This window comes from Pseudarthrobacter adonitolis, from assembly GCF_055412845.1.
On the sequence record NZ_JBVAYW010000012.1, the window covers coordinates 70289 to 94019 of the forward strand.

The window sequence follows — 23731 nt, forward strand, 5'->3', positions numbered from 1 at the left end:
TGCAGTGGCTTTGCTTTCACTGTAACCGGGATTGCTGCATGGGGCCTGTGTGCGTGGCTGCGCCCGCGTCAGCGTGATTGGCGGCCGGGGGAGCGTGCGGCGGAGGCCGCCAATCACGCTGACGCGGTGGCTGGACCCTGGGTTATCAGGTCCCAGCCACCGGGTGCAGAGGTTCTAGCGGGTCGGTCCGTTGTAACGCTTAGTGGCGTCACGAGCCACATCGGCCACGGCACCGCGGTTAATCAGTTCCAGCAGCAGGGCGGCCAGCCGGTATTCCTCCACGTCCTGGGTGGCTTGGCGCAGGTAGCGGCTTCCCTGGTCGTTATTGCCTTTGAGCCACTGCAGCCAGCCCATGGCGGACAGCATGGGTGCCCGCTGCCCTGCCGGGACGGTTTTCATCAGCTCGAACAGAATTGCTTCGGCGTGATCGATCCGTGCCCAGTTCGGGATGTAGGTCAGCTTGCCGAGCATGATGTCGGCAAAGCCTTCATCGTTGGTGACGATGGTGGCTCGCATCAGGTAGTCCCGGATGGTTTTGTGCTGGAACGCTGCCGCCAGCGCCCGGGCGGTGTCCGGGTCGGGCATGGCCGGATCATTCAGGACAACCTCCCACGCTTCGCACGCTGCGTCTATGTCCGCTTCGGTGCCCTCGGGTGCCTGCACCCGCAGCGCCCAGTGGCCCAGCAGCGCCGGGGCGTACACGTCCATGTCCGGGGCGCTGCCACTGAAGATCAACGTGGCGTTGGCTGCGCTTTCGGTGATCGCGTCCAGCGGTTTGCGGTCCGTGGTTCCGAACTCTGCCCAGTACGTGCCGGTGACGATCCAGACGTTCCGGACGGGCATCTGGGCGGTCGCCAGTTCCTTAGCCAGCGCGGCCACGTGGGCCGCGTAGGGGTGGACGTCTCGGCAGGCGCCGGTTTCCTCGGAGAAGAGGATGACGTAAGCGGCGGTTGCCGCGTCGTCCTCGGCCGCGTAGGTGGCCATCATCTGCGCGTATTCGACCGGGGAGATTTCGGACGGGGCGAAGGCGCGCAGCGCCGTGCCCAATGCACCGCCATTGGCGGTGATGATCACGAAGGATTCCGTGGGGGTGTGACCGATCAGGTGCGGGACCGTTGCCAGCAGATCGGCGTGGGTGGTGAGGCTGAGAGTCTTTTCAGTCATGATGTGTGTCCTTTTTGGCCGAGATATGGAGGGTGACGGGACGGCGTTACCGTGCCAGCTGCTCCCCTTCTCCCCCGTTGTTTTTTGGTTGCTGGCAAGCTCGCTTGCTCGGCGGCCGACGGAGCCCTGTCTACCCAAAGGGCAAGGGTCAGGAAATTCCCCGGCGGAATAAGCGAGGAACGAGCGCGTGGGGGAAATTCCTGGGCCGCAGGCCCCGACGCAGGAGGGGCTAGACGGGGTGGAGCGGACGCCTAGAATCCGGAGGACAGCAACCAAAAAACGTCGAAGACGTGGAACAGGTTCGGGGATGACCGGAGCTCTGCGACGGGCAGCACCGGACCCAACAGGCGGGAGCGCAGCGGACGGCCATTCTCTGGTTGCAGCGCAGCGGAGACCAGGGCGAGGCCTGCGAGCCTGCACTATGCCGGCACCTGGTGGGGGGGCTCGCCTCTCCGTGTCTTCCTCGGACAAAGGAAACCTTGGGGCAGCATCAGATGGCGATAATCGAGTCGCGTTTGCAGTCCTTACGCCAGTGACAACACAAATGAGAGCACGAAACCGGCCGCCGTGCTCAAGGCCACTGCCGGTCCACCATGCTCGAAAGCCTCCGGCATTATGGTGTCAGCCAGCGCGGCGATCACCGCTCCGGCCGCGAAGGCCAGCGGCAGCGAGATTGTCTCCGGGCTGCTGCCGGAGAGCGGGCCGGCACCGACCACTACGGCGATGACCAGCAGCACCGAGCACAGACCCCAGAGCCCGATGATGGCGGACGTGGACATGCCTTGGCTGCGCATTGAGGCCGCTCCGACCAAGGCCTCGGGCAGGTTGGAGACGAAGATCGCGGCGAGCAGCGCCAAGCCGCCGGTACCCTCGCCCAGCGCGACACCGAGCGCGAGATTCTCCGGCACTCCATCAAGCGTGGCGGCTGCCAGCAGAGCCAGACCCGCCGCACCCCGGGTGGAGGCCGCCGACGGCGCCCGCCCCGTGGCGGCGGCGTCAGTGTCGAGCTTGGGACTGCCCCGGTATTCATCCGCGGGAACCGGGCGCGAACCGGCTTGTGCCCAGCGGTCGAGTAGCGCGCTCAGGAACGTGAACACCACGGCACCGATGAAAAAACCGGTCGCTGCGAGCCAAATCCCGCCGCGCTCGAAGGCATCCTGGAATAACTCGAAAGTCAGGGCGGTAATCAGGGCACCCGCCGCGAAGGACAAAATCATCGCCAGAATGCGCTTAGGCAACTCGAAACGCACACCCACGAAGGCCCCCAGCAACAAGGCGCTGGAAGTCACGACACCGAAGAGCAGGGACGTGCCCACATCCACATTATGGATGGCTGCCGGAATCGAAGACAACAACAAACAACCTGCGGATAGGACTGTCTCGTGTAGTTGGCGCCTTACGACGCACCGCACCGGGGCGCAGCCTCAGCGGGTCGACGGGTGTGCCTTGGGTGCGGTGCCAGCGCCGTGTGCTCAATCGCGTCTCTTGCCAGCCATCCTCACCTCGTCGAGCGCTTCGTGGTCATGGAGGCCCACTTCAGGGGCACTCAGGCTTAGCAGCGAATCTTCCTATAGGGGCAACTTGTGAAGTAGTGAAATATCCAACGTACTTTGGTGCGTGCACGGCAAGGGATACACGTCGATCCTCGTGTTCCGGGGGCCACAGGAAGCCTCAATAGGGTGTTGAGGGACAGTGGCGTCGTTCCCGAGGTGGGTTTGTGTAGGGTGGCCGATGTAAGCAGTCCGTGACAGAGAAAGAGATTTCAATGGCCCAGGGTGATATCGAGACGTACTACGAAGACGGCGTATGGAAGAACAAGCGCGAAGGAACCGAACGGGCGTTTTCGACCGGCGGAAGCAAGGACGAAGCAATCGCTGAGGGACGGGAGGCTGCGAAGCGGGACAAGGTTGAGCACGTCATCAAAAACCAGGACGGGCAGATCGCCAGCAAGAACAGCTACGGCAACGATCCCCGGAACGTTCCGGGCTAATCGTGGCGGAGGGTTTGCCGGCGTGGCTTGCCCCGCCGGTGCCCTTATCGCTGGCCAAAGCGGTTTCCGGCCCCCGGTGGGCGCTGCCGGGGCCTGTCTCTACGCATGAGCTCACCGAAGCGCAGCCGGTCGGCAGTTCCACCGTCTACCGGGCAGTCGAACAGGCATGGCAGAAGCGGGACTCACAGTCGACTCCTGCACCGGCGAGGCGCCGGCGCCCAAGCGCGGTTCTCCTCCACGATGCATCGTGCGGCGCAGGCATGCACAGTGGCCCGCCCGGTCAGACCACTTCCGGCACCCGTTCTCGGCCGCTACTTTGCCTTCGAGGCTGCGGATTTCTCCGTGTGTGCGTCGGCGTTGGCGAGGTCACCGGAGCCGTCTTCCAGATGGGCGCGCATGAACCATTGGAACAGTTCCAGCTTGCCGGTCTGACCGATCAGCATGTCCTCGGTTACCGGATCGATGGCCCCGGTTTTCTCAATTGCCGTGCGGTGGCTGGCTACCACTCCGTTGTAGACCAGATCCAGTGCGGCCAGATGCTCGGCGGTTCCTGCCCGGCCGATGGAGTAGTCGTCCCAGTCGCGGGCCTGGACCAGGGCGCCGGGCAGCCCATTGGGCGAAACGCCCAGGGTGGCCATACGTTCGGCGGTTTCATCGATCATGGCCCGTACCAGTTCGATCTGCGGGTCCAGCATCTCGTGGACTCCGATGAAGTCCCGGCCCACGACATTCCAGTGGGCGTGCTTGAGGGTGAGCTGCAAATCGTTGAGGGCATGAAGCCGGCCCTGGAGGATGCCTGCGGCCTTGTGGCCCTGCTTCAGTTCCAGGCCCGGTACGGTAAATCCCGCCTGTGCTTTGTTCTTGCTGGTCATGAAAGCCTCCCCGTTTTCGGCCGCCGCGTGCCGGCGGGCGGTTACTCCACGGTAACGATCCCGGAGCGGTGGCGTCTACCCGCAGCCCGGCAGCCGGGCCGGGTGCCGGGAACGAAAGTGACCGGGATCGCGGAAGCCGCCACCGTCTCCCCGGTGCGTGGCACCGCCCACGGGAACACGACCGGCGTCTGCCCCGAAGCCCCCCCTGTACGGCCGGCCGCAGGGCCTCCACATCTTGCCCCCTCGGGTCAGCCGAGTGTTGGAGCTCGACCGGGCTGAGTGCAACTGCCGTCGCCCGGATCCGCCGGCGGCCTCACAGGTGTCCCCGCCGTTCCCTGGGATCCAGCCGTGTCCGGGACGGTGCCGGCCGGGTGCTCTTCCCCTGTGAACTGCGGACCGGGGTGTCTCCCGGTGTCTCCGTTCCTGGCACCGCGCGTAGACGGGTTGGCTCCGGGGACGTTTCGGAGCCCCGTTGCGGAGGTTGCAGGGAGCCGACGAATTTGGCGAGTTCTTGCTGAAGGATTCTCCAGTGGTCGGCGTCCATGTCAGCAGGAAAGGCGTCGATCTCTGCCTTTCGGGCGGCAGTCAGGGCTGCCTCGCCCGCGCCGGTCAACTCGATCAGGAGTTGACGCCGGTCCGAAGGATGCGGGGTCCTGGTAAGGAGTCCTCGTGCCTGAAGCCGGGCCAGGACCTTTCCGACCGTCTGGGTTTGCACGTGCACCATGCCCGCAAGCTGTTCCTGGTTCCGCGGGCCGGTCGCGATTCCTTCGAGAGCCATGACGGCGGCCCTGGTCAGGCCAAGCGGTGCCAGGGCGTTGTCCTGACGGCGCTGGACCAGCCGGGCTGCCAGCGCCAGCTGCCGGTAGCCGGCCCGGAGGTCCGGCTCAGGCTCTGTGCTCATCGGTAGGCCTTCCCCGGAATCTGGCCGTCCCTGTTCTCCGCCGTGAGCACTCCGTCTCCCTCGCGTCTGGGGCGCGGACCGCCTGGACAACGCCGCCCTGCCAGACACCGCTTCCTCACCACGATAAGCCTGCCGAGCATGCATTTGGCAAGGGTGCTTACTAATCCGCGTCAGGTCGCAGCAGGCGGGCGGCTCCTCGCAAGCTGACCACGGCGGAGCCGCGAAATTCCCTGCGGGAGCACACCGATTAGCGATTCCCAAATTGTCCTTGCGCATCAGATAGCAAGTGTGCGTACCATCTAGTTCGTAACCAGGCTTACTAACCGACCCCGGCAGATGCTGGTTCCTGATCGCCAGCTGACCTTTCCTGAAAGAGAGCAAACGATGACAGAGAACCCATGGCCACAGACTGCAACGCCAGCAACGGGTGACCGGTACCCGATTGCCGAAACGCCGGGATTTTCCGTCGAGCCGGAGAGTTCTTCGTCCAAAAAGGACGTTGCCAAGGAAGAAGCCTCGAATGTCGCCAGCCAGGCCGCCGGCGCGGCGCAGAACGTGGCCGAGACGGCCAAGGCTGAGGCGGGTAACGTCGCATCCGAGGTGAAGACCAACGCCCGGGATCTCCTTCATCAGGCAAAATCCGACCTGACGAGCCAGGCAGGCACGCAGCAGCAGAAGGCCGCCGAAGGGATCCGCAGCATCTCCTCGCAGCTGCGCACCATGGCGGAAGCACCGGACCAGCAAAGTGTCGCCTCCGACCTGGTCCGCCAGGCCGCGGACCGCTCCGCCTCCGTCGCATCCTGGCTGGAGAACAGGGATCCCGGCTCCCTGCTGGACGAGGTCAAGTCCTTCGCCCGCCAACGCCCCGGCACCTTCCTGCTCCTCGCAGCCGGTGCCGGGGTGCTGGCTGGCCGGCTGGGCCGCAGCCTGCAGGCCGGAGCGCCCTCGGCTACCGGCACCGCCGTTCCGCCGCAACCCGTCCAGTCACCCCTGGCGGCTGAAAGCACCCTCACGCCAGGCGCCGGTGAGCCCTTCTATGACGGGACCACGATCGGCGCTCCGGCTTACGGCGAGACCGTATACGGGGAGCCTGGACGGCCCGGCTTTGCAGGTCCGGGCTCGGCAGGGGTTCCCCTGCGCGATCCCAACGACCCGTTCGTTGAGGGTGAAGGGCGCCAGCTGTGAGCAGCCAGGTGCCCGAACCGCCTCCCACGGCCGCGCATGCCAAGGCGGACTCAACTTCCCTCGGAGATCTCCTGGGGGAGGTCACCCGGGATCTTTCCACGCTGATGCGGCAGGAGATCGAACTCGCCAAGGCCGAACTCAAGCAGTCCGGTAGCCGTGCGGGCAAGGGCGGCGGCATGCTCGCCGGCGCCGGCGTTGCCGGCCACTTCGTGCTCCTGTTCCTCTCGGTCGCCCTCTGGTACGCCCTGGGCGGGTTGATGGGCTTGGGCTGGTCCGTCGTCGTCGTTGCGATTATCTGGGCCATCATCGCCGCGGTACTCGTGACGGTCGGCCGCAAGGAACTCAAGAAGATCAAGGGAATGCCCCAGACCGTCGAAACGCTGCAGGAAATCCCGCCCACCCTGAAACCTAGTGAGGACAACCGATGACTGAAAACCCGGACGCCATCCGCGCCGACATCGAAACCACCCGTGTACGGCTGGGCACCAACGTGGACGCCGTCGCCGACAAAGTGACCCCGTCCAACATCGTCCACCGGCAAACCGACAAGGTCAAAGACGCCGTCTCCGGAATGAAGGAGAAAGTCATGGGAACAGCGGACCACACTTCAGGCGGTGTGCACTCGACCACCGACACCGCCGGATCCGCCATCAGCGACGTCGGTGCTGCCATCAGCGACGCACCCCACAAAGTAGCCGTGAAGACGCAGGGCAACCCGCTGGCTGCCGGGCTGATCGCCTTCGGCGCGGGGCTGCTCGTCTCGTCCCTGATCCCGCCGAGCGAGAAGGAACGGGAAGCCGCCGACGCCCTGAAGTCCGCCGCTGAGCCGGTCACCACCGAGCTGACCGAGGCCGCAAAAGACATGGCCCAGGGCCTGAAGCAACCCGCCCATGAAGCCATGGAAAACGTCAAGGCCACGGCCACCGACGCCGTTGACCACGTCAAGGAAGAGGGCCAGGCGGGCGTCTCCGACGTCAAGGACACCGCCGCCGACGCCAAGGACCACGTCCAGAACACCTGACCTGTACTGTGCGCGGCCGATGCCCCTGCTGAGGATCCCGCCCCGCCCGCTGCACAGCTCCGGAAAGGATGGTCAAAATGACCACGAATGACGCCCCGGAATCCAGCAGAGCCAAAGCGGACACCGCGCCGGCTCCGGACGACGAGCGCAAGCCCGACAGCCCCAAGGACCTGACTAAACCGTCCTGGAAGTACATCGCCAGGAAATCACTGCGAGAGTTCAGCCAAGACCGGTGCCCCGACCTCGCCGCAGGGCTGACCTACTACGCTGTCCTGTCCCTTTTCCCGGCGCTGCTGGCCCTGGTTTCCCTGCTCGGCATCTTTGGCCAGGCAGAGAAAACCACGGCCGCGCTCCTGGGCATCGTCCAGAACATCGCGCCCGGCTCCACGGTGGACATCATCAAGCAACCCATTGAGGAACTCACCACTTCCCCGGCGGCCGGTTTCACCCTGGTGATCGGCCTCGCCACGGCCCTGTGGTCCGCGTCCGGCTACGTGGGTGCGTTCGGCCGTGCCATGAACCGGGTTTACGAAATCGATGAAGGCCGCGGCTTCGTCAAGCTCCGGGGGACCATGCTCGGCGTGACGGTGTTTGCCGTGGTCATCGTCGCGCTGCTCGCGGCCATGCTGGTGATCAGCGGCCCTGTGGCCGAAGCGGTCGGCGGCGTCCTGGGACTCGGCGGGGTGGCGCTGACCGTCTGGAACATCGCCAAGTGGCCCGTCATCATCCTGCTGGTCATTGTGGTCATCGCCGTTCTTTACTACGCCACACCCAACGTCCGTCAGCCGAAGTTCCGCTGGATGAGCATCGGCTCCTTCATCGCGCTGATCGCCTTCGTGCTGGCCTCACTGGGATTTGCGTTCTACGTGGCCAACTTCAGCAACTACAACAAGACCTACGGGGCCATCGGTGGCGTGATCGTCATGCTCCTGTGGCTCTGGATCCTCAACATGTCCCTGCTGTTCGGCGCCGAGTTCGACGCCGAGATGGAGCGCGGCCGGGAACTCCAGGCCGGCATAGAGGCCGAGGAAACCCTCCAACTGCCGCCCCGCGGCACGAAGAAGAGCGACAAACTCCACCAGCAGGAAGAGGAAGACATCCGCCGCGGCCGCGAGCTCCGCGAGCAGCACGACGAAGACACAGACAAGCGAGACGACCGAAACCCGCGGCCCTGACCAATGTAACAGCCTGCCCGGGGACCTGCGGTAGCCGTCATCTTCATGACTGGCCCTGGGGCCGCAACGCGGCCCCAGGGCAAAAGTTCGTACGGGAAGGATGAAAGGGTGCAAATCCCGGAGGAGTTGCACCCAAACACTATGCGTTGTCGTTCATTTATGCAGGCATGGGGCTGCGGTCAGTCCTTCTTGAAGGCGTCCTTGACCTTTTCCCCGGCCTGCTTCAGATCCGCCTTGGCCTGGTCGCCTTTACCCTCGGCCTTCAGCCTCTCATCGCCCCTGGCCTCGCCGGCGGCTTCTTTGCCCTTGCCGCCCAGCTTGTCCGCGGTGTTTTTGATTTTGTCGTCCAAACCCATGGTGTCTCTCCCTATGGTCCGCGCCCCGCCGGCTGCTGCCGGCGGCTAACACTTCCATCGTAGCCACCACATCAACAGGATAGTAAGTATGCTTATGGGATAACTATTGAAGACCTGCCAGACGGCTTCCAGCGGCGGGTCCGCCCCTCCTCCTTCCACGGCTTGGGAGGGCATTCTGGGCCGGCCTCACTTGACGGCATTCAGGGAAGACACAGCCGCCCGGCTCGTGGCTAACGCAACAAACCTGACACCCGGATCAACGCGACACCTGAATCCACGCATCACCCACAACAAGATCCAAGGAGAGACAACATGTTCACCAGGGAAAACATTGACGGTGTGGTCAACGCCGGCGGTAACGTCCTAACCACCGACGGGGACAAAATCGGTTCCATCGGTCAGGTCTACGCCGACGACAACAGCGGCGAGCCCACCTTTGTCACGGTCAAGACCGGGCTGTTCGGCACCTCCGAATCGTTCGTCCCGCTCGAGGGCGCGCGGGTCGAAGGCAACGACATCCTCGTCCCCTACACCAAGGACCAGGTCAAGGACGCCCCCCAGGTCGCGGAGGACGGACACCTGGAGCCTTCCGAAGAAGACCGCCTCTACGCCCACTACGGGCTCACAGGCCGGGACACCACCTACACCGACGCCACCCGCCGGACAGACACGTATGACACCGACCAAACCACCGGAACCGGACGCGGCACCTCCCGGACCGGAGCCGATGATGCGATGACCCGCTCGGAGGAACGCCTCAACGTAGGCACCGAGAAGCAGGAAGTAGGCAGGGCCCGGCTGCGCAAATATGTCACGACCGAGAACGTCACCCAGACCGTTCCCGTGCGGCGTGAGAAAGTCCGGCTCGAACGCGAACCCATCACCGAAGAGAACAACGGCGCCGCGATGTCCGGCCAGGACATCACCGAGGACGAGCACGAGATCACCCTGCACGAGGAACGCCCCGTGGTGGAGAAGGAAACCGTCCCGGTCGAACGCGTCCGGCTAGAGAAGGACACCGTGACCGACGAGGCCACCGTCGAGGAGGAAGTCCGCAAGGAAAACATCGAAACCGACACCGACCGCGGCGAAACCCGCCGATAACAGGACCGGATCAACAGAAGCCGAGGGCCCGGGCTTCGACCCGGGCCCTCGCACGTCTCTGCAAACAAGGCTGTTGTTGCAGAGAACCATCAGCCATGCGTTGACATCCACCCCCTCTGGAGGCACCCGTGCATGTATCACACAACACCATCCCTACCGCCACCGTCCCTACCGCCCGAGTCCATCATCTTCAGGAAAATCTCCGCACGCATCTGACCAAGGGGAGGGAGTGGGCAACACCCGGAATTGAAGCTGCTCTGCACCGGGCGCTGACCGGAATAGACAGCGGCCTTGAGGCAGCATCTCCCCGGATTCAAGCGAGCCTGCGCACGATCGCCGACGAGCTGGCAGGCGGGGTGGAGACCGTGACTCCCCGACTCCATGACCGGATAACGCGGATCACGCAGGCTAACGTTCCGGCCCCGGACCTGGGCGCGGCGTCTGGGCGGCCATCCCTAAAGCCTTGGCTGATTGCCGGAATCCTGGCAGCCGCGGCGCTTTCCGGTGCCACACTCTGGCGCGCCCTTCGCTCTGCCGGGGAACCGCCATACGAGCGTCCACTTGAACGGGCACCTGAGAGCGGAGCGGTCCCCGACGATCCTGCCGCCTCCCAGTTCTCCACGCCCATTTAGCTGCTGTCATCGACGGGCATGACCTCGTCTGCAGCATTCTCAATTCTCATCGTGGTACTAACGAATAACGATCGTTCCGGCCGCGATTAGCCAGCCGGTCCTACCGTCGGATATTTCACTTTTACAACCACCCTTTAAGAGCGGAGAGGCCGGCACCTGGTGGGGTGTCGGCCTCTCCCGTTTCCTCGGACAAAGGAAACCATGGAAGGCAGCATCATCGCTGCGGGTGTTCCGTAGTGGGGAGAGCCGGCACAGGGGGCCATGCCGGCTCTCGGGGTTCCCCGCGCTGGAGAGGGGAACGGTCATCAGCATAGTTGCCGGGTCTGACAGGGGCAGCACGGCACTTGTGGTGGGAGGAAGTGTTACCGGTGGATCGGCGGGCCGCCGCCCGGTGAGTACGTCCGGTGTCGGGCACGGTTGGCGGTGGCCCGCCCGCACTTTCGGCGGGACGGGTAGGGGAGCGGGTTCGGTCACTTCCCGGACCCGCTCCCTAGGGTGTCCAGCGGGTGGGCTGGCTCAGGCCGAACAACTGTTCAGCAATGGCCACCACATGGTCGGGGACATCTGCCTCTTCGCCGTGGCCGTCTTCGCCCAGGAACGCCGTGTCGCCGCAGTAGATATCGGTCAGAATTCCGGTGAGTTCCCAGACGAGCTGAGCGGCCCTGACGTTGGGCCTCAGCCCGAGGATCTTGCCTTCCTCGTTGAGGTAGAAATGCCAGTCCTCCCCGCTGACGGCTTCAATGTTGCCGCCCACGAGGGTCTGCAGGGTCCCCAGGTCATCGCTGATGCTCTCGACCCGTGGCGGTGCGGCGGGGTCGGCGGGAATGATGTGGTCTATATCCTTTCAAGTGTGGGAGAGGGTGCCCTGGCCTTGGGGGCGGGGCACCCTCTCCGCTTGTTCCTTGGGGTGAGGGTTGTTAGTGGCCGGTGGCCGTGTACGGGGTGCAGTACCTGGCGGGCAGGTCTTCCACCGTCTCGGGCAGGTCGTCCGGGCCTTGTGCCTGGCCGTTCTTCCACTGCCAGAACGCGTAAGCGATGATCGCTGCCCACTGTGCGGACTGTGCGCGGTAGTACGTGGTTTTTACGTCGCCTTCGCAGTAGGTGGCCATGGCGAACAGTGCGCCCTCGGCATCGTTCGTGCGGAGCAGGGCCAGCATGACGTAGGGCCACTGGCCGACGTCCCAGCCATCGCACCCCCACGAGGGGAGGACAACCCAGCCAGCGGCGGCGATGTCCTCCATCCAGTCGTAGCCGGTGTTCATGTGGTAATCGCCCAACACCGGCACGCCGAACAGGACTTCGGCGGTGTCTTTGGTGGTGATCGTTGCGGTAGTGATCGCGTTCATGGTTTGTGTCCTTTTGTCCGAGACGTGAGGGCGAGGGGACGGCGTAACTCGGCCAGCTGCTCCCCTTCTCCCCCGTTGTTTTTTGGCTGCTGGCGAAGCTTGCGGAGCTGTGGCCGACGGAGGCCTGTCTACCCGCAGGGCAAGGCCCGGGAAATCTTCGGAGGAAATCAGCGACGCAGGAGCGCCGGAGAGGACTTTCCGGGGTGCAGGCCCCGACGTAGGAGGGGCTAGACGGGCTGGAGCGGACACGTACAATCCGAAGGAATCTCAATGATGTTGTCAATGGATTCCAGCGCCGTTCGTTAGGGATCCGGCCCCGTGGTGGTTCTTGCTCTGGCGGCGTGGCGGTATTGCTCTGGGGTGGTCATGGCGTGCTCCTTTTTGGTGGGTGGGGCGCTCGTGGTGAGTGGCCAGCTTCCCCTCTCCCCCCGTTGTTTTGGCTGCTGGCGAAGCTTGCGGAGCTGTGCCCGACGGAGGCCTGTCTACCCTTGGGCAAGGGACAGGAAATTCCCGGAGGAAATCAGCGACGCAGGAGCGCCGCAGGGACATTTCCTGGCACGCAGGCCCCGACGAAGGAGGGGCTAGGGCGGGCCGGATCGGGCACGTACAATCCGTCAGGACAGCAGCCAAAACGTCGTAGACACACCAGGGCAGGGTGGGCAGGAGCTCTGCGACGGCACGACCTGGACCCAACAGCCGGCCACGGAGCGAAGCGGAGTGGACGCCCGATCCTTTGGGTGAGCCGCTCCCCCGCACACCACGGGTGGTTTGCTGTCGGCCCAGAGCTGAAATCGCAAAATTGTCGGAGGCTCCTGCCATGCTGTGTGAAGTGGAGGCGCCCGTCTCCCACGTATAGAAAGGAGGTGCGTCTTATGGCCAAGCCTGAGGAGCACCCAACGAAGCCGGAGCACCCAACGCATCCGGAGCACCCTACACATCCCGAGTACCCCGAGAAGCCGGACGTGCCGGCGGGCCCGCCTAATCCCCCGAACCCGCCTGGCCACAGGCCCGTGGGCTAACTGATGACGACATTTCCCCATTGGTGGGAGACGTACCCCGAGCGGCTGGAGCAAGAAGCTGCAGCGCTCCAGTCGCTCGGGATTACGTTTGAAGAGGATCAATCGGCGAAAGCCGATGGGATCATCCGCTGGAAATTTACCGTTCCAGATTCGATCTCCCGCTTTGGGAACGTCCGCTTGGAAGCTACCTTTCCTGACTTTTACCCCTATACCCGTCCGGAAGTCGTGGCGCCTGAGTTGAGCATGGGTCACCACCAGCATCCGTTCGGGAAGAACGTCTGCTTGATCGGTCGTTCTTCTGATGCTTGGAACACCAGAGACACGTTGGCCTGGCTCATTGAATTTCAGCTTCCCAAAGCCTTGGAACGCGGAACTTCCCCGACGCCCGGCGAAGGTGAGGAAGACCAAGGAGAGCCATTCTCTGAGTACTACACGGTGTTCCGGAGTACGGCGATGGTGTTGGTTGACAGCGAATGGGCTCAGCCGCAGCATCCAGCAGCTGGACCTGCGAAAATCAACGTGACTGGTCCAGTTCCAAGCGAAGACGGCTCACAGACATTGTTCTGTGTCCGGGAACTGGCGAACGACGGCGGTGGAACTTTTGCCAGCATGGCAAGCGAAGTGCAGGAACTGTACGGTCATTTTCCCATTCTGAATGCCCGATGGAGCACTGTGCGTGCCCCAATCAGGGAAGACAACCCTGAGGCCATTTGGCGGGCCGCAGAAGAGGCTGATCGGACCTTTTCAGAGGCTATGACAGCCAACGGCAGGAACTGTCAGTTCCGTCTTGTCGCGTTTCCCGAAGAGCACTCTCGAGGCAACACCGGCACGGGCTGGATCTTGGTTGTAAAGCACTGGGGAGATCCGCTCAAGCCCAAAGGCAAGGACCGTCGGTCAGGTAACCCGGCGAGAAATTCTCCACGCCAAGCCGCACCTGAATTTCAGCTGGTGCGCGCAGGCAGAATTGGTCAATCGGACATGCGTGCCAGGACCCCCCGCCTCTCCGGCCTCGGAGAAAAACAGGTTCTGCTGCTAGGCGCGGGAGCTCTTGGCAGCATCATTGCCGAAAAGCTCGCCCGGGCAGGTCTTGGACGTCTAACCGTCATAGACAAAGATGTGCTGGAGCCTGGAAACCTTGCCCGTCATGCGTGCAACATGACTCAGGTAGGCACTACCAAGGCCGGGGCTGCCTGCACGCTTGTGCGGCAAATAAACCCGTACATCAAGGCCAAGGGTCTAACCCTCCCAATTGGCGGCCCCCTTGCTGGATCAGAGCTTCTCGCTGAAGAATTTACCGCCTGCGACTTGGTCATTGATGCCACCGCCGAGGTCGGCGTTCAACGCCTAACGGCTGCGCTGGCAGCCCGGAGCGGAAGTGAGTGGATTGTTGCAGAAGCGACCAATGGAGCTCGTGGCGGCACCGTCGTGCACGTTCCGACAGCGGCAGAGTGGTGTTTCTCGTGCTTCGAATGGCACCGTGCAGGCGCTCCTGAAGTGCTACTGGCGCCAGCTGCCGCCTCGAAGATGACCCAACCCGTTGGCTGCGCGGAACCCACTTTCACAGGAGCGGCGCACGACTTGGATGAGGTAGCACTTCAAGCGGTAAGGACAGCGACTGCAGTTCTCACTGGTCGCCCCACACACAACGCAGTTGTCCTATCTATAGGGGACGACGTTGGGGCCGATCTCCCGGTTTGGACGAAGCATGAAATCGCCAAACATCCAGGTTGCGTGCATGCATGACAACAGTGTGGTTGGGCAACGGAGTCGTAGAGTTTCTACTCCAAGAGGCAACCTCAAGGGTGCCCATGGAAACAGGGGGCGTGCTCCTTGGCTGGAGCTCTGACGGGAACATTTGCGTAACCAACGTAATCGGACCCGGCCCCAACGCCATACATAAGGCCAGGTCATTCGAGCCCGACAGCATCTGGCAGCAAAAAAACATCGCCCTGCTCTACGAGCGATCCGGTCGAAGGTTGTCCTACCTCGGCGACTGGCATACCCATCCCGCCGGGCATACGGATCTCAGCAAGCAAGACCTGCAAACGCTAGCAGGGATCTCCCGAACCTCGAATGCTCGCTGTCCGAACCCGATCATGATGATCCTAGGACAGCCTGCCGGCAGGCAGTGGATCGCAGTGAGTCATTTCTTCAGCAGCGGCCATGGATGTTTTGAGGACCAAGTTCAGCAGCTGAAGACGATCGCAGCGCCTGGGCTCCAGGGATGGGAGTAGCCCCATTCGAGCTACTCCCAAAGTTCCCTGCCCCCCCCTGCTCCCCCGAGGTATCCGAACGATCCAATATGGCGGGTGTGAGCATGACGAAATGGGGCTAGGCGGGCGGAGGGGGCACGTACATTCCGTCAGGACAGCAGCCAAAACGTCGTGGACACACCAAGGCCAGGGTAGGCAGGAGCTCTGCGACGGCACGACCTGGACCTGACAGCCGGCCACGGAGCGAAGCGAGTGGAGTGGACGCTCGATCCTTTGGGTGAGCCCCAGCGGTTGGCGTAGGTCATCCCCGCCTGTCCCCAACAGGCGCGACACCCTTTTCCGTTCATCTGGGACGGCGGAAGAGCCGGCACCTATTGGGGGTGCTGGTAACGGTGCTGTCACCAGCCGCAACGGATGGGCTCGCGTAGGTCGGCCGCTACTTGGTGGTGGCGGCGTCAGGGTCGCCAGCGCGTTGGACTGCCCGGTAGACGGTCCCCTTGCGGAGGCGCGACAGCCGATCCCGCACCTGGTCGTCCTGCAGAGGCTCCCCTGCCTGCCCCTTCGCGGCACTCAGACGGTCCTCCACCACGCGCTGCGCCGTCCCCCGGGTCAGGTGGTCGCTGACCGCCTCGGGCAGTCCGTCCCGGTCGGGCTCGTAGACGTTGAAGAACTCCGCCTCGTCATCGGATGCGTCCGTGGAGGTGACGTGGCCGTGCTCGCCCCGCATGACGCTCCCGTCCCGGACGGAGCTCCGGCAGTGAACGGGGCGAGTGCAGAGGACTGTTGACATCGGGATGTCAGAAGTCCTGTGCACCGTCATGCATTTTTTCAACAGTCGTCTGCACCAAAGGCCGAGCTACGGGACTGCAACTGCTTCAGGGTTCGTCGCCGGGACCCAGCGGTACAGTGTGGGCACCGAGACGCCGAGGCTGGCGGCAACTTCCTTTGCCGGCGTTCCCTGGTTGAGGAGCTTCCGAGCTGAGCGGATCTTGGCCTCAGTCATTACACGCTTGCGTCCGCCGACCCGGCCCTGTTCGCGCGCTGCCTGTAGGCCTGCCTGGGTGCGTTCGACCATGAGCTCGCGTTCCATCTGCGCCAGGGAGGCCATCCCGTTGAAGAAGAAGCGTCCGGAGGCGGTGGTGGTATCGATCGAGTCGGTGAGGCTGACAAAACCAATGCCGCGCTCGTGCAGGCCTCCGGCGAAATCCAGGAGGTTCTTCACGCTGCGGCCAAGACGGTCCAGCTTCCACACGATGAGAGTGTCTCCCTCGCGGAGTGTTTCCAGCGCTTTGGCGAGACCTGGGCGGCCGGCCTTAGTGCCGCTCATTGTGTCTTCAAAGATGCGATCGCATCCTGCACCTTTTAAGGCGGCCAACTGCAGATCAAGGTTCGGGTCGCGCGTGGACACTCTGGCATAGCCGATGCGGTGTGCAGCCATAGGGGTTTCTCTTCTCAAAACTCGATTCGGGCTCCTAGCTCGACTCTACAGTTTTGAGAACTATTTATGAGAACCACGGCCTGTGGCCGGCGTTTGTCGTCACGACGGCGGTTTTCCGCCGAGGGACATCGCTTTGCGGCACCTCGTTGCACGACCAAGGATTCTCAAATGCACCTGTTCTTGAAATCCTTCGTTTGTAAGAACATAACGACGGCCGCCTTACAGTCACACCGGGCGCTACGGTTGATTCCATGGAACCACCACCAACTCTGCAGATGACGCTTGGCGCGGCAATTCACTGATACAAGGGAGTCGTTCCCGCCCCGATGCCCATAGAATTTGGACATTGCAGGAGCCCGGAGTTGAACCGGCATGGCGTTTTGAAGGACACGATGACCGATAAGTTGCATCTCACCCCGGAGGATGATTTTCCCCAGGACCTGACCGAGGTCGGAGATCGGCAACTGCAGGTCTTGGACAGCCAAGTTCAGCGCCAGCTCGACTATGAGGTCATCTCTGAGGGAGAGTCGAACCCGGAGACTGAGTTCCGGCACTATGAGCTCGATGAAGAGTTCGGAAACCGCGAACGACGCTAGCAGTTGTCAGAGCTTGTGCCCCGGGACGCACAACTGTGTCGCGCCCCTCGTCGGGCAGTTTGAAAAGTTGTGGCCAAGGATTCCAACGACATCGGTGCCGCCCTGCACGTCCGGTACCCTCAGCTTGTCGCAGACGACCGCCTAACAGGCACACTGGGCACTACGGTTGCCAGCTGTTTGATAGTACGAACGCGCACGATCGACGAACCCGCTACGGTCATCAGCGCGAAAACAACGCCGGCGAGGGCACCTATCCACGATCCAGCTATCAAGCCGATTCCCAGAAGGTCCAGTCCCTGACCTTCTGACAGGCCGGGGACGTAGGGAGGCGGGAACAGCATGTAGGCCGGTTCGAGCAGGGCACGTCAGCAGTATCTGGCCACACCAAACACGAGGGTCTGTTCGGAAGTACTCCTTCCGAACAGACCCTCGTGTTGCCGTGTTCGTCTTCCTTAGTAAGGAAGAACTTGGGCGATCATGGACGTGGGCCTCCGCTCATCGTGTCCGTGGCACTTTCCTGTGAATCGTTTGAATGCAATTTGGGCGCGACCAAGGACCACGCCAAGACGGCGCCCAAGAGGGTAATCGACGCTATTGAAACCGCCCCATCAAGTAACCACTGGATGAAGATAGGATCCGTGAATTCAGACTCGCGTAGCACTCCTCGGCCGGACGCCACAGCGACGACTAGAAGGCCTATGATCGTCCCTGCCGCGCTCCAGATAGGAGCTTTAGACTCCGTGCGGTTCCGCGGGAAGATTTTGTCCCACAGCACCCACGAAACCGCTGCTGTCAGAAGAACAATGGCCAGGTAATATTCCCATGCGAAGCGTGGCGTCACAGCCATCTGGGGTGTCCCCATCAGATCTGAAAGTAGCCCGCCCTTTGCATCCTCAATCCTGGTTGTCATCATTCCGACTAGAAGGGTCCACAGGAGCACTAGTAAAGATGCCGAAAACGTGGTTAGCAGTGTTCGGTTACGCAAAGAATTAGCCAATCCTGTCCAAAACGAATGGCCTGTTGGTGGAATCCCTTGGGACTTCTACTCGGGAAGGAACCGTCAGGGCTTCATCGCCGACAATAAGGTGATCACCTCTGCTACCAGCGTTCTCAGTCTTCAGAGCCGAAAGTCCTGGGGTGGCTTGTAGGTCAACGTCAGCGGGGAGCAGATACGCGTTTACAGGAACCTCGCCCTTAGTCTCGTCCCCCAGAAGTCGAACCGACAGTCCATGCTCTTTGAAATTCGGGCGGGAAGTGCAGACTGATGCAACACTTTCAGATGGCCCGTCCATGACTACGACGAGACAGATTTCTGAACGGTCGGGGCCCAAAGCGGCATAATACGAAGCGCGATCGGTTTTGGCCAGAGCCCTTAGGGAATCAGCTGGCAAAACCGAGACTGCCTCACTCTTGTTTACGTGCGCCGCCGGCAAATCATTCGCCGCCTGAGCTTCACCCAGTGCTGGAACAAGTACATCCGCTGCCAACGACCCCTCAGGTGCTGCCAAAACCGGGGAAGCCGAAACAGCAATTCCGACAGCCGCGAACGACGCCGCAAGAGCAATAAGCGAAGCATTTTTCTTTGATCCGAAGTTCATACGATTCTCCTCAAATAAGGGTGTGCAATGGTCATGTGCTCTCGGCTACTGGCGGGTTCGGGAACAATTCACCTGAACCGTGCCCTGAATATAGATGCCATAGCTCCAGGAGCATTCACCATGAGTCGGGCCCGCTGGAAGATGCGTAAACCTGGCGTGGGCATTGTTAGCCAGGTCTATGCCTCCATACGTATAGCCGCTGTTGTCACCCTTCGTCCGGAGATGCAGCGTTCCACCAAACGTGGAACTCATCCGCCCTAGCCCCCCAATGTTCGTCCCACCGTAGCCGCTGTAGGCAATCTGCCCCTGTGTGAGCGGCTTATTGTAGGCGTAAGAGATGTCGGCAGCGTACGCCGCCGTCGGCGCGCCGACAACTATGCCAGCTACCAATAGACATCCCAATAGAGCTCGATTCTTTGCCACGTTTCCCCAATCCTCGATGCCGTCGCCGGCATACGATGATCGAAGACTGAGGCTCAACAACTCTCGTCAAGAGATTTACAAGTAGTGAAATGCTTTCTTAATCGTTTGCTTACTACCAAGACTCCAGCACAAGGTAGGTTCCGGTCCCTGCTGCAATTCTGCGGGCAGACTGCCAATTGACAGCTATAGGAGCATCGCCGTCGACGCAAGAGGGTAGGGCAAGGCGGGGCTCTGCGACGTCAGACCGAACCCCAACAGCCGCCCGCGCCAGCGGACGCCCATACATCTTGAATGAGCACTTGGTCGACCTAGTGTCCCACTTCCTTAGAACCGGGACATTCCCAGTGGGACACTGCCCCAATGGAGCGAAAGCTGGGCCGGCCAAGGCGCCCCAGCTGTGGTGCACCGGCTTGCCATCGGGCGCTGATGTCCTCCTCGGAACCGACGGCCGCTGAAGCCGGAATGGCCCGCCACACCGACGGCACGGGCCCACCAACCATTACTGCGCCCCGGAATGTCGGTGCCGTGTCCTATCATCGGGGCAACTCCCAAGGAAGGGAAACCAATGACATCACTAGAGGACGAGGTTCTCAGTCACCAGTTCATCTACGTTCCGTGGGTGGACGATAAACCCGTCTACCAGCACACCCCTCAGCTGGCGCTGTACCTTCAAAAGGAGCACCGTGCCCGGTTGACGGTTGTGTGCAATATGAAGTCGAACGTTCCCGATAGCCTCCAAAAGGTACCCGCCGTTACCGAGCGCAGCGGCAGCGTCGTCGATGGCGGAGTTGTCTTCGCCTATTGCCCGACCTACAAGGTGATGAGCAAAGTCACGCGCTTGAAAAAGAGCATCATCATAGTCGTCGAGTGGCCGACTGAATCCTACGCGGGGTGGGCTCAACTTGTTGGGGCGTACAACGTGGTGACGGGGGTAGTGATGTCAACGAATCTCACAGACGCCGGACGCAAGGAGCTCGACGGGATCCTATTCGAAGGCTATAAGGGCTGGCACGATAACATCGCCGAGCGGATGACGATCGGCCATCTCAAGAAGCTCGCCGCGCTCGGTCAGTACGATCGCAGCGTGGTCCTGGCCTACGTACGTCGGCAGAAGAGCGAGGACAGTGTGAAGAACTTCATCAAGATCCTTGATCAGTTCGAACGCACACAGAAGCTGACACTGGGCTCCTCAGCGCCCATAAGCGGAAGCTGAGGGCGCAGTGATAAATGCCCTGACTAACCCTGCCGTTGGCAACTTGGTCCAAATTTTCCTTGCACTAGTCACTGTCGCAGGCCTGTTGGTTGCCTTGGCCAACGGCAAAAGGGACCGTGCAACTGCGATGTCGCTGGCGGTGGGTGATCGCCGGGCTGCTGATGAACGCGCGGACAGTGATCGTCGGGAGGCTACGGCTGCGATGGAGGACGAGCGGGCCTTCACCCGTGAGCAGGCTCAGCTGCAGATGCAGCTCGATCATGCGTTGAAGATCGTGCAAACCGCCGATAACCATCCTCGGGGCGACTTCAACATGATCAAGCACTGGGGTCTATCCATAAGGGCTTCGGTCATTGTCCTGGGCAAGGACCTAGTCCCACAAGCCTGGTCCGTATTTATCGACCGAGAGAGCAGGTGGGAAGACGTCAAGGACGACGTACTGCTGGAGATCAATGATCTGGCCATTCGAACAGCACGTTCAATGAACTGCCCCTCCTGTTACCACGTCCATCGCACCCCGTGACGGAACGCTGAACGCCTTTAAGCAGCCAGCCGTGCTGCACTTAGCTCTCACGGGGGATGCAACCTGTCCTCTCGTTCTGGCTTGTTCACTTCAACGGAGCCATCATCGAAACCGGCACCGACTCCTACCGCCCTCGCCACACCACACCAAACAGCAGCAGTCCTAGCGGCTTTAATGCCCCTGCTCAGAAGGTGGTGTACTCCACGAATGATGCCTTCCAGGTCTATGACGTCGGATGCTGCGTTGTTCTTCACGAATTCGATGCCATTCTCGGCAGCTTGGAAGGGTTGGGTCCAAAGACTTTGCGCCTTCCGAGCTACGAATGAGATTTGGGCGTCCCAGTTCCTTCGAAGTTAGGAGACGTCTACGAGTTCGTGGCTGCTGCATTCCGTTAGCGGAGGGTCGTGGAATTGGTCCGGGTGCTCTGCAGGTAGGAGGTCAAAAACCCTCGAACGGTACCGGGGAATCACTATTCTGAGCTGCGAAAACCGCCATCCGAACGAACGCTCAGTATTAATCCTCGGCACTGCCTGGCCTCGGCGGTGTGGTTCCCCGATGCGGTCGTAGTCAGTTTGACTTGAAAAAATCCTCCTAATATGCTGTGTCGGGCGCCCCGATGCATCCCCCAATAGCATCGGGGCGCTCCATATCCCGGCCCCCGTGCTCCCCCACCGCCGGACCTGATGTGATTCTTCCTGGGGCGGAGGGCCGACAGGAAGAGCCATAGAATGGTGAGGAACTGGCCGGGGGGACCACATGAATTCACGCGGAGTATGCCTGGTCATCGAAGATGACCCCGATATCAGGGATCTGCTCTGCCCTCTGTCCCTGTCACCACGCCCGCGCCGGGCGCGGAAGGATTCAGGGGCAACCACTGATGCCTGACCCGTCCACCCTGGCCTTTGGCCTGACGTACACCGGCACCCTCGCGGTGGCCCTGCTAATGTTCCTCGGCCAGCTGACCGCCTTCACAGCCCTGCTGGTCCTTGCCGGGACCGTCAGGCTCCTCGCCTATGCGGTGCGGACGATTACACGTCCACCCGCACAATCGAACCGCTCCGCCACATCCCCGCACGGAGACACAGAAAAACAGAAACAATGAGACACGGAAGCTTCTGTTTGATTAGCGCATGAGAATGGCCCCGGTACTTACCGGGGCCATTCGTTCACTCCACCTGAGTGCTGCCGGGGATGCGTAGCCGGCAGAACTCAGCATGCCACGGAGCAGCAGTGTTACGTGGGCACTGACGCGTCCGACATGAGGACGAAGGGAAGCCCAGGGCTGCAACTCCCACGATGAGCCGACTCCCCTGGCCGCGGTCGGCCTCGGCGCGGGGCATCATTTGGGGTGTTGTACTCACGCGGACCTTCGTTCGGAGTTGATTTCGGTGCTGGTGTCGTTACCGGCAGCTGGGTCGGGGGCAAGCAGCCCTTTGGCCAGGTAGAGCGCGTTCAGCGTTCGGGGAATGCCGGCGTACGGGGTGAGGTGGGTGAGTACGGCAATGATCTCCGTGCGGGTGGCGCCAGCCCGCAGTGTGGCGGGGATGTGCGCTTCTAACTGGGCCTCGCAACCGCCTATCGCGGCGAGCACCGCGACCGTCACTAATTGCCGGGTGCGTAGGTCCAGTTCGGGGCGGGCGATGATCTCGCCGAAGGCGTATTCGACGATCGTGTGGCCGAATCGCTCGTCCACCGGCGCCACCGAGGCGACCACCGCTTCGGGGTCGAGGCCGATGCTGCGCATGACGTCGCCGCCGAGGCGTTCGCGTTCGCTTGGTTGTTGCCATTCGGAAGAGGTCATGATGATGTGCCTTTCTGGATCGGGCGGGTGTCTGGCAAGGTCGCGGCCGGGTATCTTGCGCCCTTCACGTTGTCCGCGAGGAAGGCCGAGTCCAGCGCCTCGAGTTGCGCGAGGGACAGTTTGACGGCGTCGGCGGCGATGTTCTGGGCCAGGTATTCTTCCCTCTTAGTTCCGGGAATGGGGATCACGTCCGCGCCCTGGGCAAGGACCCAGGCCAAGGCGATCTGCCCCCGAGTAGCATCATGCCGCTCGGCCACAGCACTCACCGCGTCCAGCAGTGCCAGATTGGCTTCGAGATTGCCGTGCGCGAACCGGGGCATGATCCGTCGGATGTCGTCGTCGTCCACCTTGTCCAGCGCGGCGATCTCGCCGGTGAGCAGCCCACGGCCGAGCGGGGAATAGGCGACGACGGCGGTACCAAGTTCGCGCGCCGCGTCGAGTACGCCGTCGGTGATCACGTCCCTGGTCCACAGCGATAACTCGCTCTGCAGCGCCGTGATTGGATGGACGGCATTGGCGCGGCGCAGGATCTGCACATTGACCTCGGACAGCCCGATATAGCGCACTTTTCCGGCCTGAACCAACTCTGCCATGGCGCCGATTGTTTCTTCGATCGGGGTGCGGCCATCTAACCGGTGCAGGTAGTAGAGATCGATGGTCTCGATCCCGAGGCGCCGCAGCGAGGCATCACAGGCCGCGCGTGCGTAGTCGCCGCTGGCGTCATTCCAGCGGCTGCGGCCCTCGCGGCGGATGCCGAACTTGGTGGCGACAAAAGCACGATCCCGGTGGGGGCCCAAGGCGCGGCCAATAAGTTCCTCATTGTGACCGTCGCCGTACATGTCAGCCGTGTCCAGCAGGCTCACGCCGGCGTCCAGTGCTGCGTGGATGACTTTGGTGGACTGGGCGTCGTCGGTGTGTCCGTAGAACTCACTCATGCCCATGCAACCTAGGCCGATGGCACCCACGGGGTCGCCAAGTAGGCGCTGGCTCATCGTGTGCGCAGCATCTATCGCGACATTTCTCATTCTCACTCCCGGGAATCGTGCGGTTGGTCGGTTATCTCAACCCTTGCAGGACTTCGAGGGAACAAACAGGCCGCGGGTCACCGCGGGAGCGCTGCACCTGGGTGCGATACACCCATGATGAATTGCTGCCCGGAGG

General features: G+C 62.3%; 25 protein-coding genes. 13 read left to right on the forward strand and 12 right to left on the reverse strand.

Annotated features, from left to right (window positions below):
* Window positions 1-174: 174 nt before the first annotated feature.
* Together ACZYZ4_RS13085 and ACZYZ4_RS13090 are read right to left on the reverse strand one after the other, a co-directional pair.
* On the reverse strand, window positions 175-1164 hold the full coding sequence (locus tag ACZYZ4_RS13085) for a DUF4192 family protein (protein ID WP_463861505.1): 990 nt from the start codon (window positions 1162-1164) through the stop codon (window positions 175-177).
* Between the two features lie 524 nt (window positions 1165-1688).
* The gene (locus ACZYZ4_RS13090) at window positions 1689-2480 is read right to left on the reverse strand and encodes a ZIP family metal transporter (RefSeq protein ID WP_463861552.1); all 792 of its coding nucleotides are present in this window, start codon (window positions 2478-2480) and stop codon (window positions 1689-1691) included.
* Between the two features lie 449 nt (window positions 2481-2929).
* On the opposite strand from ACZYZ4_RS13090, the gene ACZYZ4_RS13095 reads away from it, so the two are divergent.
* A complete protein-coding gene (locus tag ACZYZ4_RS13095; RefSeq protein WP_463861507.1) occupies window positions 2930-3154 on the forward strand; it encodes a DUF2188 domain-containing protein in 225 nt (74 codons plus the stop codon).
* 311 nt (window positions 3155-3465) lie between these two features.
* On the opposite strand, the gene ACZYZ4_RS13100 is transcribed toward ACZYZ4_RS13095, so the two are convergent.
* Window positions 3466-4026, reverse strand: coding sequence for a Dps family protein (locus ACZYZ4_RS13100; protein ID WP_463861508.1), 561 nt, complete (start codon window positions 4024-4026; stop codon window positions 3466-3468).
* A 313-nt stretch (window positions 4027-4339) separates the two neighbouring features.
* On the reverse strand, window positions 4340-4927 hold the full coding sequence (locus ACZYZ4_RS13105) for a MarR family winged helix-turn-helix transcriptional regulator (protein WP_463861510.1): 588 nt from the start codon (window positions 4925-4927) through the stop codon (window positions 4340-4342).
* Between the two features lie 384 nt (window positions 4928-5311).
* On the opposite strand from ACZYZ4_RS13105, the gene ACZYZ4_RS13110 reads away from it, so the two are divergent.
* From ACZYZ4_RS13110 to ACZYZ4_RS13125, 4 genes are all read left to right on the forward strand, one after another.
* The gene (locus ACZYZ4_RS13110) at window positions 5312-6112 is read left to right on the forward strand and encodes a hypothetical protein (RefSeq protein ID WP_463861512.1); all 801 of its coding nucleotides are present in this window, start codon (window positions 5312-5314) and stop codon (window positions 6110-6112) included.
* The gene (locus tag ACZYZ4_RS13115) at window positions 6109-6540 is read left to right on the forward strand and encodes a phage holin family protein (RefSeq protein ID WP_463861514.1); all 432 of its coding nucleotides are present in this window, start codon (window positions 6109-6111) and stop codon (window positions 6538-6540) included. The genes ACZYZ4_RS13110 and ACZYZ4_RS13115 overlap by 4 nt, the downstream gene beginning before the upstream one ends.
* Window positions 6537-7133: a DUF3618 domain-containing protein gene (locus ACZYZ4_RS13120; RefSeq protein ID WP_463861516.1), complete on the forward strand. Its 597-nt coding sequence runs from the start codon at window positions 6537-6539 to the stop codon at window positions 7131-7133. Before ACZYZ4_RS13115 ends, ACZYZ4_RS13120 begins: the two co-directional genes overlap by 4 nt.
* 77 nt (window positions 7134-7210) lie before the next feature.
* The gene (locus ACZYZ4_RS13125) at window positions 7211-8308 is read left to right on the forward strand and encodes a YihY/virulence factor BrkB family protein (protein WP_463861518.1); all 1098 of its coding nucleotides are present in this window, start codon (window positions 7211-7213) and stop codon (window positions 8306-8308) included.
* Between the two features lie 179 nt (window positions 8309-8487).
* Here ACZYZ4_RS13125 and ACZYZ4_RS13130 read toward each other — a convergent pair whose 3' ends face one another.
* Window positions 8488-8664, reverse strand: a complete 177-nt coding sequence (locus tag ACZYZ4_RS13130; RefSeq protein ID WP_463861520.1) for a CsbD family protein — start codon at window positions 8662-8664, stop codon at window positions 8488-8490.
* Between the two features lie 312 nt (window positions 8665-8976).
* On the opposite strand from ACZYZ4_RS13130, the gene ACZYZ4_RS13135 reads away from it, so the two are divergent.
* Together ACZYZ4_RS13135 and ACZYZ4_RS13140 are read left to right on the forward strand one after the other, a co-directional pair.
* Window positions 8977-9768, forward strand: a complete 792-nt coding sequence (locus tag ACZYZ4_RS13135) for a DUF2382 domain-containing protein (protein ID WP_463861522.1) — start codon at window positions 8977-8979, stop codon at window positions 9766-9768.
* Between the two features lie 128 nt (window positions 9769-9896).
* Window positions 9897-10400 carry a hypothetical protein gene (locus ACZYZ4_RS13140; protein ID WP_463861524.1) on the forward strand — a complete coding sequence of 168 codons (504 nt, stop codon included), beginning with the start codon at window positions 9897-9899 and terminating at the stop codon, window positions 10398-10400.
* A gap of 490 nt (window positions 10401-10890) precedes the next feature.
* Here ACZYZ4_RS13140 and ACZYZ4_RS13145 read toward each other — a convergent pair whose 3' ends face one another.
* Together ACZYZ4_RS13145 and ACZYZ4_RS13150 are read right to left on the reverse strand one after the other, a co-directional pair.
* Window positions 10891-11238: a DUF3846 domain-containing protein gene (locus tag ACZYZ4_RS13145; protein ID WP_463861553.1), complete on the reverse strand. Its 348-nt coding sequence runs from the start codon at window positions 11236-11238 to the stop codon at window positions 10891-10893.
* A 79-nt stretch (window positions 11239-11317) separates the two neighbouring features.
* Window positions 11318-11746 (reverse strand): hypothetical protein, encoded by a 429-nt coding sequence (locus tag ACZYZ4_RS13150; protein ID WP_463861525.1) that lies wholly within the window; start codon window positions 11744-11746, stop codon window positions 11318-11320.
* Between the two features lie 1022 nt (window positions 11747-12768).
* Here ACZYZ4_RS13150 and ACZYZ4_RS13155 point away from each other — a divergent pair.
* On the forward strand, window positions 12769-14508 hold the full coding sequence (locus ACZYZ4_RS13155; RefSeq protein WP_463861527.1) for a ThiF family adenylyltransferase: 1740 nt from the start codon (window positions 12769-12771) through the stop codon (window positions 14506-14508).
* A complete protein-coding gene (locus ACZYZ4_RS13160) occupies window positions 14505-14999 on the forward strand; it encodes a Mov34/MPN/PAD-1 family protein (protein ID WP_463861529.1) in 495 nt (164 codons plus the stop codon). The genes ACZYZ4_RS13155 and ACZYZ4_RS13160 overlap by 4 nt, the downstream gene beginning before the upstream one ends.
* A 415-nt stretch (window positions 15000-15414) precedes the next feature.
* Here the strand turns inward: ACZYZ4_RS13160 and ACZYZ4_RS13165 are convergent, their stop codons facing one another.
* Both ACZYZ4_RS13165 and ACZYZ4_RS13170 read right to left on the reverse strand, forming a co-directional pair.
* Window positions 15415-15705: a hypothetical protein gene (locus ACZYZ4_RS13165; protein ID WP_463861531.1), complete on the reverse strand. Its 291-nt coding sequence runs from the start codon at window positions 15703-15705 to the stop codon at window positions 15415-15417.
* A 129-nt stretch (window positions 15706-15834) separates the two neighbouring features.
* Window positions 15835-16416, reverse strand: coding sequence for a recombinase family protein (locus ACZYZ4_RS13170; protein WP_463861533.1), 582 nt, complete (start codon window positions 16414-16416; stop codon window positions 15835-15837).
* 392 nt (window positions 16417-16808) lie between these two features.
* On the opposite strand from ACZYZ4_RS13170, the gene ACZYZ4_RS13175 reads away from it, so the two are divergent.
* A complete protein-coding gene (locus ACZYZ4_RS13175; RefSeq protein ID WP_463861534.1) occupies window positions 16809-17012 on the forward strand; it encodes a hypothetical protein in 204 nt (67 codons plus the stop codon).
* 989 nt (window positions 17013-18001) lie between these two features.
* Here the strand turns inward: ACZYZ4_RS13175 and ACZYZ4_RS13180 are convergent.
* Entirely contained in the window at window positions 18002-18610 is a 609-nt protein-coding gene (locus ACZYZ4_RS13180) for a hypothetical protein (RefSeq protein ID WP_463861536.1), read from the reverse strand.
* A gap of 988 nt (window positions 18611-19598) precedes the next feature.
* Between ACZYZ4_RS13180 and ACZYZ4_RS13185 the strand changes: the two genes are divergently transcribed.
* The 3 genes from ACZYZ4_RS13185 to ACZYZ4_RS13195 all read left to right on the forward strand — a co-directional run bounded on the left by ACZYZ4_RS13185 (window position 19599) and on the right by ACZYZ4_RS13195 (window position 21871).
* A complete protein-coding gene (locus ACZYZ4_RS13185) occupies window positions 19599-20246 on the forward strand; it encodes a hypothetical protein (protein WP_463861538.1) in 648 nt (215 codons plus the stop codon).
* A 43-nt stretch (window positions 20247-20289) separates the two neighbouring features.
* Window positions 20290-20769 carry a hypothetical protein gene (locus ACZYZ4_RS13190; RefSeq protein WP_463861540.1) on the forward strand — a complete coding sequence of 160 codons (480 nt, stop codon included), beginning with the start codon at window positions 20290-20292 and terminating at the stop codon, window positions 20767-20769.
* 877 nt (window positions 20770-21646) lie between these two features.
* On the forward strand, window positions 21647-21871 hold the full coding sequence (locus ACZYZ4_RS13195; protein ID WP_463861541.1) for a hypothetical protein: 225 nt from the start codon (window positions 21647-21649) through the stop codon (window positions 21869-21871).
* Between the two features lie 255 nt (window positions 21872-22126).
* Here ACZYZ4_RS13195 and ACZYZ4_RS13200 read toward each other — a convergent pair whose 3' ends face one another.
* Together ACZYZ4_RS13200 and ACZYZ4_RS13205 are read right to left on the reverse strand one after the other, a co-directional pair.
* On the reverse strand, window positions 22127-22570 hold the full coding sequence (locus tag ACZYZ4_RS13200) for a carboxymuconolactone decarboxylase family protein (protein ID WP_463861543.1): 444 nt from the start codon (window positions 22568-22570) through the stop codon (window positions 22127-22129).
* Entirely contained in the window at window positions 22567-23595 is a 1029-nt protein-coding gene (locus ACZYZ4_RS13205) for an aldo/keto reductase (protein WP_463861544.1), read from the reverse strand. Before ACZYZ4_RS13205 ends, ACZYZ4_RS13200 begins: the two co-directional genes overlap by 4 nt.
* Window positions 23596-23731 lie beyond the last annotated feature (136 nt).